The 13,044-nt window shown below is 60.6% G+C and carries 13 protein-coding genes; all 13 read left to right on the top strand.

Annotation, left to right across the window (positions count from 1 at the left end):
- A partial coding sequence (locus tag CXQ93_RS19855; RefSeq protein ID WP_146073298.1) for an HAD-IC family P-type ATPase occupies positions 1–1,002 on the top strand: 1,002 nt, incomplete at its 5' end.
- A gap of 90 nt (positions 1,003–1,092) precedes the next feature.
- Complete coding sequence (locus tag CXQ93_RS19850) at positions 1,093–1,578, top strand: hypothetical protein (RefSeq protein WP_104112135.1); 486 nt, start codon at positions 1,093–1,095, stop codon at positions 1,576–1,578.
- 1,318 nt (positions 1,579–2,896) lie between these two features.
- Positions 2,897–3,511 carry a TlpA disulfide reductase family protein gene (locus CXQ93_RS19845; protein WP_104112134.1) on the top strand — a complete coding sequence of 205 codons (615 nt, stop codon included), beginning with the start codon at positions 2,897–2,899 and terminating at the stop codon, positions 3,509–3,511.
- Entirely contained in the window at positions 3,508–5,139 is a 1,632-nt protein-coding gene (locus CXQ93_RS19840) for a cytochrome c biogenesis protein ResB (RefSeq protein ID WP_104112133.1), read from the top strand. The genes CXQ93_RS19845 and CXQ93_RS19840 overlap by 4 nt, the downstream gene beginning before the upstream one ends.
- Complete coding sequence (ccsB, locus tag CXQ93_RS19835; protein ID WP_104112132.1) at positions 5,136–6,161, top strand: c-type cytochrome biogenesis protein CcsB; 1,026 nt, start codon at positions 5,136–5,138, stop codon at positions 6,159–6,161. Before CXQ93_RS19840 ends, ccsB begins: the two co-directional genes overlap by 4 nt.
- Before the next feature lie 234 nt (positions 6,162–6,395).
- Positions 6,396–6,881 carry a DUF6153 family protein gene (locus CXQ93_RS19830; protein ID WP_104112131.1) on the top strand — a complete coding sequence of 162 codons (486 nt, stop codon included), beginning with the start codon at positions 6,396–6,398 and terminating at the stop codon, positions 6,879–6,881.
- 103 nt (positions 6,882–6,984) lie between these two features.
- A complete protein-coding gene (locus CXQ93_RS19825; RefSeq protein ID WP_104112136.1) occupies positions 6,985–7,584 on the top strand; it encodes a DUF305 domain-containing protein in 600 nt (199 codons plus the stop codon).
- A gap of 88 nt (positions 7,585–7,672) precedes the next feature.
- Entirely contained in the window at positions 7,673–8,557 is an 885-nt protein-coding gene (locus CXQ93_RS19820; RefSeq protein ID WP_104112130.1) for a F510_1955 family glycosylhydrolase, read from the top strand.
- Positions 8,558–8,561: 4 nt separating this feature from the next.
- Complete coding sequence (locus CXQ93_RS19815; protein ID WP_104112129.1) at positions 8,562–9,311, top strand: cytochrome c biogenesis CcdA family protein; 750 nt, start codon at positions 8,562–8,564, stop codon at positions 9,309–9,311.
- A gap of 25 nt (positions 9,312–9,336) precedes the next feature.
- Complete coding sequence (locus CXQ93_RS19810) at positions 9,337–10,863, top strand: multicopper oxidase family protein (protein WP_104112128.1); 1,527 nt, start codon at positions 9,337–9,339, stop codon at positions 10,861–10,863.
- Positions 10,864–10,875: 12 nt separating this feature from the next.
- A complete protein-coding gene (gene lgt / locus CXQ93_RS19805) occupies positions 10,876–11,787 on the top strand; it encodes a prolipoprotein diacylglyceryl transferase (RefSeq protein WP_104112127.1) in 912 nt (303 codons plus the stop codon).
- Positions 11,784–12,419, top strand: coding sequence for a DUF3105 domain-containing protein (locus CXQ93_RS19800; protein ID WP_104112126.1), 636 nt, complete (start codon positions 11,784–11,786; stop codon positions 12,417–12,419). Before lgt ends, CXQ93_RS19800 begins: the two co-directional genes overlap by 4 nt.
- Before the next feature lie 29 nt (positions 12,420–12,448).
- The gene (locus CXQ93_RS19795) at positions 12,449–12,694 is read left to right on the top strand and encodes a hypothetical protein (protein WP_104112125.1); all 246 of its coding nucleotides are present in this window, start codon (positions 12,449–12,451) and stop codon (positions 12,692–12,694) included.
- Positions 12,695–13,044 lie beyond the last annotated feature (350 nt).

The following is a 13,044-nucleotide window of genomic DNA, read 5'->3' as shown; positions in this document are numbered from 1 at the left end:
AACCGCATGGCGCTTGAGCGGATGCGGACCATCGACGTCGTCCTCTTCGACAAGACCGGCACCCTCACCAAGGGCGAGCCCACCGTCACCGGCGTTGTTGCTGTCGACGGCGTCACAAATGAGGAGCTGCTGGCCCTTGCGGCCGCTGTTGAATCGGATAGCGAACACCCGGTTGCCAAGGCGATCATCGCCGCCGCCCAACAAACCGGGTTTCCGGCAGTGGCTGCGTCGGATTTCCAGTCCCTGACCGGACGCGGCGTCCAGGCCACCGTCAACGGGATTCGTTCCGCAGTGGGCGGACCGGCCCTCCTCGCAGAACTCGGAGTATCAGAGCCCGCCGGCATCACGGACACGACAGCGTCCTGGAAGGAACGTGGTGCATCCATTCTGCACGTAATCAGAGACGGAGACATCATTGGCGCCGTCGCCTTGGAAGATGAAGTCCGCGAAGAGTCCCGCCAAGCCATCCAGGCCCTGCACAACCGCGGCATCAAGGTCGCCATGATCACCGGCGACGCCCACCAAGTCGCCAACGCCGTAGCTGCCGAGCTGCACATCGATGAAGTCTTCGCTGAAGTCCTGCCCCAGGACAAAGACCAGAAGGTCATGGAGCTGCAGTCCCGCGGGCTAAAGGTGGCCATGGTCGGCGACGGCGTCAACGACGCCCCCGCCCTAGCCCGGGCCGAGGTTGGCATCGCCATCGGCGCCGGAACCGACGTCGCCATGGAATCCGCCGGAGTGGTTCTCGCCGGCAACGACCCCCGGGCCGTGCTGTCCATGGCGGACCTCTCCCACGCCAGCTACCGAAAAATGTGGCAAAACCTGATCTGGGCCACCGGCTACAACATCATCTCCGTCCCCCTGGCCGCCGGGGTCCTGGCCTTCGCCGGCATCATCCTCTCCCCCGCAGCCGGGGCTGTGCTGATGTCGCTGTCCACCATCGTGGTGGCACTCAACGCCCAACTGCTCCGCCGCCTCAAGCTCAACCCAGCCGACGTCTGATAATTCTCCCTCTCAGGATGCACCCAGATTGCTCCACTACGCTACACATCGACCCGGGCACGAGAACCCATGGACAGAAAGGACCTCCCGATGCACATGTGTTACAGCCTGCCAGCGGCGGGGTCCGTTCTGCGCTGGTGCGGGTTGATCTTCGTTGTGATCGCCATTGTCGGCGGTATCGTCGGCATGCATGGGATCAACGGTGCCCCGGCAGCCTCAATAGTGGCCGGGGGCTCCGGCTACACTGCCATCACGGTCGAAGGCATGGCCGTTCAGCCCACCCCCGCATCATCCCCGACGGCATTGGACTGTGCCCCGCCTGTCGGCACGGCCGCACTTGAGTTGCAAGGTTTCCTTCCCGAAGCAAATTGCTTGCTTGCTGCGTGCACCTTTGCCATGGCAATACACGGCGGCTGCATACCAACTCTCAGCTCTCCGGAGCTAAATGTTCCGCTGCCGGGAACTCTCAGCACTCACTCAGCCGGAACGGCCTTCACCGTAGGTTCTGGGGACCAGTCGTCGGAACGCGTTCCAGACCGTCCTTCACTAACTCAGCTCTCGATCAGCCAAACATAGAATCGATGCCCCTGCATGCCGCCAGTTGGCATGCAGGCCATCGACGCACCCCCACGAGCGGCGTGCCGATTAGCTATCAAGACTCAGATTTAGTGAAGGACTCTTACCTTGAAGAAATTCTTGGCCCTTTCAACCACTGCCTTGGCGACATGGGACACTTGGGTCGGCTGTGCTGCCACAGCCCCCACAGCCGATCCAGCACCAGGAATAAACGTCTTCGCACATCTGCATGGGTTTTCTATTGGCCCAGTCACGGCGAAAGTCCTGCTTGAGACTCAACCAAGGCTCTACGACACCGCTAAAGAGACGGCTGTCAAAGTCAGTGGAGTTTTCTGCCATACGGAGTGCGATGAGACAGCTGGCCCCGAGTTTTGCTACACCTATCGACTCGCCGGAGTGGGGGCGTCCTGGCCAAATCGAGCCGGACGCTTCAATTCAACCCACTCCGGCAAGACATCGCAGGAGCCCACCGGATGTGGCCAGCTATTTGCCAGTCGCTGCGGAACTACCTGGGAGAACTCGACTGAACCATTGTCCCCAGGGATACCCGCAGGCTGTGCTGCCAACTCCATAGTTCCGGCCACTAGCCAAGACGGGATTCTGCGCCCCACCGACACCGGACATAGCCGGCAGCCCAGTCGGAAATCCGCGCTGGTCCAGTTCAGCACTTTTGCCATGTCCATGGCAAAGAACTCGAACCCCGCCAGCGGTGCCGCCCCAAACTGCCGCGTCCTTGTTTCGACCTACGCCGGCCTAAACGATGCTGAGACTGAGCAACTCAATGACCGGACCAAAGCCGTCACTGCATGTGATGGTGGTGGCAGCAGACGAGAGATTCGGTCAGTCACCACCAGCGGCGCCCAGGGCTCAACCAACGGTAGAGTCCCCACTCACGTCCGGCCGCCTCCTAACCCAATAAGCTTTGGAAATCTTTTCGCCACGACTGTCACACCCAGCGCCCCGTGGCTCGGTGGGGTGTTCGGTTTGCGCTTGACCCACGGTAGGAGACCGTCCCTGAGTTCCGCGCTGGCGATGGGTGCCAACATCAGCGCGACCCTTGCGGGGCATGCTGTGGCGCGGCGTCCACTGCCAGGGCTGGGCCTGGGCATGCGGTTCTTCAGGGTCGCCACAGGCCTGAACTCCGTGCCCGCCACTTTTCCTTCATCCGCCGTCGAATCAGGACATTCAACCTCATCGGCCGCCGTCTACTTAACCTCGTCGGAACCCTTGCAGCCTCCTTCCTGTGCTGGAAGGCACAATCCTCACCCCATGTAGCTTGTACCGCCGAGTCTTCCTCGGACTTCAGAAAGAAGCAGTCATGAAATTACTCCCATTCCGCCGCCGGCGAGCCGCCGCCGCTGTCGTTGTTTTGGCATCGCTACTACTGTACGGATGTACGGGCACGGATCCGCTGGCCGAAGCGGTCAACGCCGGAACCTCCAACTACGTGGCCGGCGACGGCTCCGTCACAGAATATGCATCCGCAGCCCGTGGTGGAACTGTGAAGCTCACAGGAAAGCTGTTCGATGGCACTACGGTGACCGACACCGACTGGGCCGGGAAGGTGACCGTCCTCAACGTCTGGTATGCCGCCTGCGCACCTTGCAGGGCTGAGGCCCCGGATCTGGCGGCCCTGCATGCCGATTTCGGACCGCAGGACGTGCAGTTCTATGGCATTAACACCCGCGATGAAGCGCCCACTTCGGACGCTTTCGGACGGACCTTCGGCATTAAATACCCCAGCATCCAGGACCGTGACGGCAAGGTCCTCCTCTCACTCACCGAGTATGTCCCGCCCCAGGCCGTCCCCACCACTCTGGTACTGGATAAGCAGGGCCGGGTTGCCGCCCGGATCCTCGGCATTGCCGAAAAAAGCACTCTCAAGGCCATCATCACCGATGCTCTTGACGGCCAGACACCGGATAATTCATGACTGACACGGAAGCAAAGACCCAAATGCCTGCCCGCGATAAGGTCGTCCTACCGAAACTCGGCCCCCTTGGGATGCTGCGCTGGGCCTGGCGGCAGCTGACCAGCATGAAGACCGCGCTGCAACTGCTGCTAATGCTGGCTGTTGCCTCGGTACCGGGCTCCCTGTTCCCGCAGCGTCCGGCCAATCCCGCCGTCGTCACCCAATATATTCTGGACAATCCGGCCACCGGGCCCTGGCTGGACCGGCTCCAGCTTTTCGATGTTTATTCCTCCGTCTGGTTCTCGGCGATCTATTTGTTGCTGTTCATCTCATTGGTCGGTTGCGTCATCCCCCGCGCAAGACTGCACTGGAAAGCCCTGCGCTCGGCACCGCCGCGCACGCCGCGGAGCCTATCCCGGCTACCTGAATACGGCACGATGACTGTCGCTGCAGAAAGCAGTCTCACCGTGGAGCAGGCCGTTGATGATGCTGCCCAGATACTGCGCCGCCACGGATATCGGACGCGACTACATGCAGGTGACACTGACCATCCCTCGGTGGCGGCCGAACGAGGCTACCTCAAGGAAGCCGGTAACCTCGTTTTCCATACCGCCCTGATCGGTGTGCTCATCGCCGTCGCGATAGGCGGGATGTTCGGATATCGAGCACAAAAACTTGTCATTGAGGAAGAAGGATTCACCAACGCCGAACTCGGATACGACGCCTTCTTCCCCGGCACCAACTTCAATCCCGACAGCCTGTCCCCGTTCTCGATAACGCTGGACAATTTCGAGGTGCGCTTCGACCGCAGCCTCACCAACTACGGCAGCCCCATCGACTTCCGCGCTGACATGACCGTCCAGAACACACCCACCGACGAACCACGGCAGGAGGTCCTGCGAGTCAATGAACCAATCAGCTTCGGCGGAACCAACGTGTACCTCATCGGCAACGGCTACGCCCCGGTGGTCACTGTCCGCGACGGCGACGGCAATATTGCGCTTCAGGGCCCTGTCGCTTCCCTGCCCACCGACGCAACGTATAACTCAACCATCGTCATTAAAGCTCCCGATGCCCGCCCGTTCCAGCTCGGATTCGTCGGCTTCTTCCTGCCCACGGCCATGGTGGATGAGGACGGGGTGGCCTTCGGCTCGGACCCGGACCCGATGAACCCACAGCTGAACTTGAACTCGTACTATGGCGATCTGGGGCTTGATGATGGCAACCCGGTCTCTGTCTACCAGCTTGATACGTCTGGGCTGACCCAGCTCAACGGACGGGACATGCCGGACGGAGGCATCGTGCTCGGGGCGTATCAAACCTACGACCTGCCCGAGGGGAAGGGCTCGATCACCTTCGACGGGTTGAAGCGCTACGTCGCGCTCGACGTCGTCTTCGATCCGGGCAAAATCGGGGCATTGGTCTTCACCACTCTCGCCCTGCTCGGGCTCATCTTTACCCTTATCATTCCCAGGCGCCGGGTCTGGATCCGCGTCGGCAAACACGACGACGGACGCACCATGGTCGAATATGGCCTCCTGGCCCGAGGCGAAGACCATGGGCTGTCCAAAGAAGCTGTAAGGATCGGGTCCGCACTAACCAAGCACTGGAAACGTACAACCACCGAGAGCAGGCAGGAAAAATCATGACCACGGTCAACGAGACATTGGGCCAGTACAGCGAACTGTTCATGCTGCTGGCAGCCCTGACGTATACCGTTGCCTTTCTGGCGTTCGCACTGGACCTCGTCCGGTCCCGAAAGATGCCAGCACAGGCCCTTGAACCGGCACGCGAGCTGGTACCGGCTACAGCTGGAGCCGATGGCGATGGCTCCGTCCAGTGGTCCCACCGTACTTTGCCCCAGGGGAACAGTAGTACCGGAGGAACCGCTAAGGACACCATGGGCTATAGGCCGCTGCGACGCACCGCGGCACGGATCGGTGTGGCACTGGGTGTCGTTGGCTTGGTAGTCCATGCCGCCGGCGTCATCAGCCGGGGTATAGCGGCGGGCCGTATGCCTTGGGGCAACATGTATGAATTCACCACGACCGGTGCGCTGCTGGTCATGGCGGTGTTCCTTGGCGCGCTCGTGGTGCGGGATCTGCGATTCCTCGGTACCTTTATTACCGGGCTGGTCTTGGTCATGCTCATGGCCGGTGCCATCGCTTTCCCCACCCCTGTGGCCCAACTCATCCCCGCTCTGCAAAGCTACTGGCTGATCATCCATGTCTCCGTCGCCGTACTGGCCGCAGCGATCTTCACCATCACATTTGCACTGTCCGTGCTGCAGCTGGCCAAGTCCCGGCAGGAAAAGGACGAAAAACTTCGCCTAGGTGGTTTGCTGCGTCTAGTCCCCGATGCCGCAAGTCTGGAGCAACTCGCATACAGGATGAATGCGATAGGTTTCATCCTTTGGACCTTCACACTCATGGCCGGCGCCATCTGGGCCGAGGCCGCTTGGGGACGGTACTGGGGCTGGGACACCAAGGAAGTCTGGACCTTCGTGATCTGGGTGGTCTACGCCGGATACCTCCACGCCCGCGCCACGCGCGGCTGGGACGGTACCCGGGCTGCCTGGCTCTCAATCACTGGTTATCTCTGCGTTATATTCAACTTCGTAGTAGTGAATGTCTACTTCTCGGGCCTGCACTCCTACTCGGGTATCAGCTAAGAGCCGCGGCCCGCCGCTGACGGAAGGAGCCAATATCCCGATGACAAATCCGGACATTCCCTGCCGGCAGCGCCCGGATTGCTCCCCTGGTGGCCAGCATGCTGGCCACCGTCGACCCCATGCTCATCCCCCGCCGACGTGCACTAAATCCCATTCGCAGGATTCGCCCAGATTGCCCGCCTAGACTAGACAACGACCCATGCAACAAATCCAACAAACAGGAAGGACCTCTCCATGCGCATGACTTTTGATCTGTCTGCTGTGGGGTCCTTTCTGCGCTGGGGCGGGTTGCTCTTCGTCGTGATCGCCGTTGTCGGCGGCATTGTCGGCATGCACGGGATCAACGGCGCCTCGACAGCCTCAATCGTGGGCGGCGGCTCTGGCCATACGGCCATGGCGGTTGACGGCATGGCCATTCAGGCCACCCACGCATCTTCCCCGACGGCGTCGGAGTGTGCCCCGCCTGTCGACACGGCCACACTTGAGATGCAAGGATTCCTCCACGAAGCCGATTGCTCGCCTGCTGAGTGCACCGACGTCATGGCAATGCATGAAACCTGCATCCCAAATGTCAACTCTCCGGCGCTAAATATTCCCCTGCCGGGAACCCTCAACACTCATGCTCCGGGGGCAGCGTTCGATCTTGTTCCGGGGCACAAGTCCGCGGACCGTATCCCCGATCCACCATCGCTTGCGAAACTCTCGATCAGCAGAACGTAAACCAATGAATCGACCCGTGTATTTTTCGCGGGTCCTCATTGACGTGCCCTCGAAAGGTGCGACTGCTAAATATCGAAGAGCTTGAGTGAAGGACTTTATTGTCATGAAAAAACTATTGATTGTTTCCACCTCGGTTGTTGCCGGCATGATCGCACTGGCCGGTTGTTCCACGGGGACGGACAACGGATCCATGCCCGGCATGGACCACGGCACCTCGGCCACATCGGCGCAACCTTCTGCCAGCAGTAAAGACAACAACGCCGCTGACACAATGTTCGCCCAAATGATGATCCCCCACCACGTCCAGGCCGTGGAAATGAGCGACATCATGCTCGCCAAAAAGGACCTCGACGCCAAGATCACGGCACTGGCCGAAGACATCAAGACTGCCCAGGACCCTGAGATCACGAAGATGACCACCTGGCTGACAGGGTGGTCCGAACCGACCACCATGGCGGGCAGCCACTCCATGAATGGCATGATGACCTCAGCCGACCTGGACAAGCTCAACGCTGCCGAGGGCACCGAGGCAAGCAAGCTGTTCCTCATACAGATGATCGCCCATCATGAAGGCGCCGTGGAGATGGCTCAAACAGAGGCCACCGACGGCCAGAACGCCAACGCGGTGGCACTGGCCAAAACCATTGTTTCCTCCCAGGAGACCGAGATTAAGGCCATGAAAGACCTGCTCGCCACCTTGTAGGACCCGACACAGTCCTTTATTTCGGTGGTGGATCTGAAAAGTTTCGGATCCACCACCCTCCTCAATTCCCTTCTTCTTTGGAGTCTCTTTGCAACCCCGCACCTCCTTTTTCCGTTCCCGCCGATTCGCCGTCGTGTCATTGTTCGTCTTCCCGTTAGTTCTGGCGGGATGCAGTAACGCCGGGTCCCCAACTGTTGAACCCAGCCCAAAAGCCGCGGCCCTGAACCACGTGCACGGCATCAGCGTGGACCCTGCATCCTCAAGGATTCTGCTGGCAACCCACGATGGCTTATTCGACGCCACCGCGGATCAGGCGGTCAAAGTCAGTGACTCCACCATCGATCTGATGGGGTTCACGGCCACCGCCGAACCCGAGGTATTCTATGCCTCCGGCCACCCGGGCCCCGGATCCTCGCTGCCGAACCCTGTCGGGCTCATAAAGTCCACGGACGCCGGAAAGACCTGGGAGCCGGTCTCCAGAACTGGCGAGTCCGACTTCCACGCGCTCACGGTCAGCGGCAATTCCATAGTGGCCTTCGACGGCCAGCTGCGCACCATTGCCGACGGAAAAACCTGGACCACCTCGATGGCAACATTTGTGCCAGCGGTGCTCGCTGGCAGCCCGGCCTCAACAGTCGTGTTGGCAACGACCGAGAACGGAGTGCAACGCTCCACCGATAGCGGGACAACCTGGCAAGCTGTGCCGCAAAGCCCAATCATCCAATTTGCTGCCATCGCCGCTTCAACGGACAAGGCTCCGACAACTGCTATCGGGGTAGAGCCAAACGGGACAGTCCATGTATCCCTCAATGCAGGGACGACATGGGCGCCAGCGGGAAAGATCGACGACCAGGTCCAGGCCGTCACCGCCGTTGAAAGCGAGACTGGCGAGCTAAAGATTTGGGCGGCAACCACGACCGGCGTCCAGGTCTCCACCGACGGGGGCGTCACCTTCCGCCCTGCACTTTCCTAGTCCCATGGGCATTGGAGAGTTTTTCGCTACCTCGGTGACTTCGGGGGCCTTGCTCATCGCCATTCCCTTGGCTTTGATTGCCGGCATCGTCTCGTTCATGTCCCCCTGTATTTTGCCGCTCGTACCCGGCTATCTCGGGTATGTCTCGGGCCTGACGGACCCCAACCAACCCAAGAACCGGCGTCGTGTACTGGCCGGGGTCGGATTGTTTGTGCTGGGTTTTGGTGCCGTGTTCACCCTGTATGGGGCTGCTTTCGGGATGATCGGGTCCTGGCTCGTTCGTTGGCAGGACCCGCTCATGCGTGTCATGGGCGTCGTCGTGATTGTCATGGGCCTGGTGCTGTTGGGGAAATTTTCCTGGCTTCAGCAAAGCCGCAAGCTGTCATTGACACGCAGAACGGGGCTTGGCGGGGCTCCGCTGCTGGGCATTGTTTTTGGCCTTGGCTGGACACCCTGTATGGGTCCCACGCTCAGCGCCGTCCTGGCCCTCAGCGTCACCTCCGGAAGCGCCTGGAGAGGTGCGCTCCTGGCGTTCGTCTATTGTCTGGGCCTGGGCATCCCCTTCCTGTTCGTCGCCCTCGGATTGGGCTGGGTAACCAAGGTCTTGGGCCTGGTCCGCCGGCACATTCGCATCGTCAACATTGCAGGAGCATCCATGTTGATTGTCCTCGGCCTGATGATGGTCAGCGGACTCTGGATGCAGTGGATCTACCAGCTGCAGAACCTCTCCGGCACCTTCCTCACCCCGGTCTAACCACAACACTTTCAAGGAAACAACCATGACACTTCCCCTGAATCGACGGTCTTTTCTCGGTCTGTCCGTTGCAGCCGCCGCGGCAGCAGCACTGGCCGCCTGCACACCGGCCACTCGCACCCCCACCCAAGTAACCCGCATTATGCCCGGCGACCCTGTCGTCGCAGAGTACGAGTCCAAGCGCCCAGCCACCGGGACGTCGGTGACTCAACAACTTGCCCCGGCTCCCTTCACGACGATGCTGGCCGGTAAGCCCGTCACGACGTGGGGGTATAACGGAGCGCTGATCGCACCGACCATTCGCGCCAAGGTCGGCGACCTGCTAGACGCCACAGTCAGCAACGGACTCACCGAAACCACCAGCATCCACTGGCACGGTCTTGCCCTGCGCAACAACGACGACGGGGTCCCTGGCCTCACCCAGGAGGCAATCGGCGCCGGCAAGGACTACTCCTACAAGTTCGCACTTTCGCACCCCGGCACGTACTGGTATCACTCACATGTGGAAATGCAGCGCGAGCGCGCCCTATACGGTGCCTTGATCATCGAAGACCCGCAGGAATCCTTGCAGTATGACAAGGAGTGGGTCATTGTTCTGGACGACTGGTTCGACGGAGTCACGGGCACCCCGGAAGAGGTTTTGGCGGAGGTGTCCAAGGGCATGCCCAGCATGGGAGGCATGGACCACGGCAGTGGTAGTGGCGGGATGGTGATGGGCCACATGCTCATGGGGGCCACCAGCGACTTCCTGGGCGGCGACGCCGGTGACATTGCCTACCCGATCCATCTCTTCAACGGACGGGAACCCGGCAACCCCGAGACGATCAAGGCCGAGCCCGGTGAGCGAATCCGGCTGCGCATCATCAACGCCGCCGGCGACACCGCATACCGGCTTGGCGTACCCAACCAGCAACTCACCCTGACCCACACCGACGGGTTCCCCGTTCAGCACACCGACGTTGACGCCGTCGTCCTGGGAATGGGAGAACGAATCGATGCCATTCTCACAGTCAAGGACGGCATCACGCCCGTCCTCGCCCTGGCTGAAGGAAAAGCACAGATGGCCTACGGGCTTGTCACCACGGGAACAGGCGCAGCGCCCGGGAAAGACACCCTCCCGACCGAGTTGACGGGCAAGGTGGTCGACGGCGGCCAACTCACCGCGGATCCTTCGGTAACCTTCCCAGCCAAGCCAGCAGACCGCACCCACGAATTGCGGCTGACCGGCGGCATGGCCGCCTACGACTGGGGCATCAACGACCAGCGTTTCGACATGGCCAAACCATACGACAACGCCTTCGATCTCAAGGAGGGGGAACGGGTGGAGGTGAAGTTCACCAACGACACCGAAATGTGGCACCCCATGCACATTCATGGACACACCTTCCAGGTTGGGACCAGCGGGGCACGCAAGGACACCGTCATCGTCCGTCCGAAGGAGACCGTCACCGTGTACTTCGATGCCGACAATCCGGGACAGTGGCTCACACACTGCCACAACGCCTTCCATGCCGAGCGCGGCATGATGGGCGTCTTCTCCTACATCAAATAGGAAAGGACCGCTATGAACCCGACTTCGCTAGCAACTTTGTACATCCCCTCACCCACAGTGAGCGCCTTCCAAGTAGGCCCCTTGACCATCCGTTTTTACGCGCTGTGCATCCTCGCCGGAATCGTTGTCGCAGTATGGCTTACCGGAAGACGGTTGACTGCCCGCGGCGGTCAACCCGGAGTGATCTTCGACATCACGATGTGGGCTGTACCGTTCGGTATTGCAGGTGGGCGCCTTTACCACGTCATTACCAGCCCTGAGCTGTACTTTCTACCAGGGAAGAACCCATGGGATGCCCTCAAGATCTGGGACGGAGGAATGGGAATCTGGGGCGCCATCGCCCTGGGCCTGCTCGGCGCCTACATTGGATGCCGACGCCACCAAGTCTCCTTTTCCGCCCTCATCGACGCTGCGGCGCCCGGGTTGCTGATCGCCCAGGGCCTCGGTCGTTGGGGAAATTGGTTTAACAACGAACTCTATGGGGAGCCGACAACGGTGCCGTGGAAACTGCAGATCCATCAAATGGATTTCAGCACGGGCCAAGCCCATGTGGACAGCTCCGGTACCCCCGTCGTTTTGGGTTATTTCCAGCCTACGTTCCTCTATGAATCCCTCTGGTGCCTTGCTGCTGCAGGATTGCTGCTGTTCCTTGACAAGAAATTTCGTTTAGGCGCAGGCTCGGTCTTTGCCCTCTATGTCGTCTTGTACACCTCCGGACGGTTCGTATTCGAGCTCCTGCGCTCAGACTACGCGAACACCATTCTGGGCCTGCGGGTCAACACTTGGGTCTCCGGGCTGCTGCTGCTCGCTGGTGTGGTTGCATTCCTGACCCTGCGGCGCAAAAAACGCTCCACCGTGGAACCCTCATCGAGCGCGCCAGCGTCCAATAGCCCCATCGAGTCAACGGAAAGGAACCTCAAATGAGCAACCCAGCAGAGCGTCAGGCCGAACGCCAGGCAAAGATCGAAGCTGTTTTTGCTGCACACAGGGTGAAACAGCACCGCAGGAACCTTTTCATCTACGGCGGCCTTGGCCTGCTGGCCGTCGCCGTAGTCACCATCGTTGCGCTAGTCATCACCGGATCCATTCAGGCACGCAACCAGACTGCCGAGGCGGCCAGAAACCCCATTGCGGGAGTCAAAACCTTCCCAAATCTCACTCGAAACCATGTCCAAACCTCGGTGAACTACCCACAGCAACCTGGCGTCGGCGGAGACCATTCCGCGACCTGGACCAATTGCGGAATTTACACAGATCCAGTAGACGAGCAACGGGCCGTGCATTCCCTTGAACACGGAGCTGTCTGGATCAGCTACAAACAGGACCTCTCCCCGGCAGAGGTGGCCACACTGACTGCGCTCACCAAGGGAATCCCGTATGTCCTTCTCAGCCCCAACCCAAAGCAAACGGCCGCCATCACGGCAACTGCCTGGGGGACGCAACTGGATGTCACCGACGCGGGTGACACGAGGCTGCCCGTCTTCATCAAGGCCTACGCCATGGGGCCACAAACACCGGAGCCCGGGGCCCCCTGCTCCGGCGGAACAAACGGCTAGGCAACCTACTACGTTTTTCGGAGACCCACATGAAGAATCCCGTCACCGGCGATGATGCTGCGAAGAACTACCGCCATCATCGACTCTTGGTCAGGCTTGGACAGGTAATCATGGCCCTTGGCTTGATGGTCGGGCTTTCACACTGGATAGCCCACGTTGTCATGACCGGCGGTCCGCCCGGGATCCAGGACCTGCTTATCGGCTACCCCACTGCGGCGGTATTGATGATCGCTGGCGCCATTTTGGCTGGCCGTGCCACGCCCAAGAAACGCTGACCTGGGCGGGCAAGATACTCTCACCAGATCCGGCAACGTGGCTGTTGATTGACGAAGCAGTTGACGGCAGCTGACTGCCTGAAGCGGCATCCTGAAGCATACTTGCCCGAGTCCTCCAAGGACTCGGGCAAGTATGCTTCAGGATGCCAACGTTGAGTTTCTCCGTTGGCTGCTGGAACGCCCAGCGTCGGGCAGGCCCAACGAAAAGGGCCGGCCCGGTTGGTTGCGTTGTTGTTTGTACGCGAAGCTGCTCACCGTGCTCTGGGACACCCTAGGGTGGTTGGTGTCGAACGGGTTGTCTGGCGGTGCCGTTGCTGAACAGGGGCTTTTTTAGGCCGGTGTGAGGCTGT

Source organism: Arthrobacter sp. N199823 (assembly GCF_002929705.1).
Lineage (GTDB): Bacteria > Actinomycetota > Actinomycetes > Actinomycetales > Micrococcaceae > Specibacter.
This window is presented reverse-complemented; position numbering and strand designations above follow the sequence as displayed.

Bases quoted from the DNA above. Each gene is read 5' to 3' on its own strand.
- CXQ93_RS19800 (WP_104112126.1), top strand. From the start codon at position 11,784: ATGAGCAACCCAGCAGAGCGTCAGGCCGAACGCCAGGCAAAGATCGAA.
- CXQ93_RS19830 (WP_104112131.1), top strand. From the start codon at position 6,396: ATGCGCATGACTTTTGATCTGTCTGCTGTGGGGTCCTTTCTGCGCTGG.
- CXQ93_RS19795 (WP_104112125.1), top strand. From the start codon at position 12,449: ATGAAGAATCCCGTCACCGGCGATGATGCTGCGAAGAACTACCGCCAT.
- CXQ93_RS19845 (WP_104112134.1), top strand. From the start codon at position 2,897: ATGAAATTACTCCCATTCCGCCGCCGGCGAGCCGCCGCCGCTGTCGTT.
- ccsB (WP_104112132.1), top strand. From the start codon at position 5,136: ATGACCACGGTCAACGAGACATTGGGCCAGTACAGCGAACTGTTCATG.
- CXQ93_RS19815 (WP_104112129.1), top strand. From the start codon at position 8,562: ATGGGCATTGGAGAGTTTTTCGCTACCTCGGTGACTTCGGGGGCCTTG.
- lgt (WP_104112127.1), top strand. From the start codon at position 10,876: ATGAACCCGACTTCGCTAGCAACTTTGTACATCCCCTCACCCACAGTG.
- CXQ93_RS19825 (WP_104112136.1), top strand. From the start codon at position 6,985: ATGAAAAAACTATTGATTGTTTCCACCTCGGTTGTTGCCGGCATGATC.
- CXQ93_RS19810 (WP_104112128.1), top strand. From the start codon at position 9,337: ATGACACTTCCCCTGAATCGACGGTCTTTTCTCGGTCTGTCCGTTGCA.
- CXQ93_RS19850 (WP_104112135.1), top strand. From the start codon at position 1,093: ATGCACATGTGTTACAGCCTGCCAGCGGCGGGGTCCGTTCTGCGCTGG.
- CXQ93_RS19840 (WP_104112133.1), top strand. From the start codon at position 3,508: ATGACTGACACGGAAGCAAAGACCCAAATGCCTGCCCGCGATAAGGTC.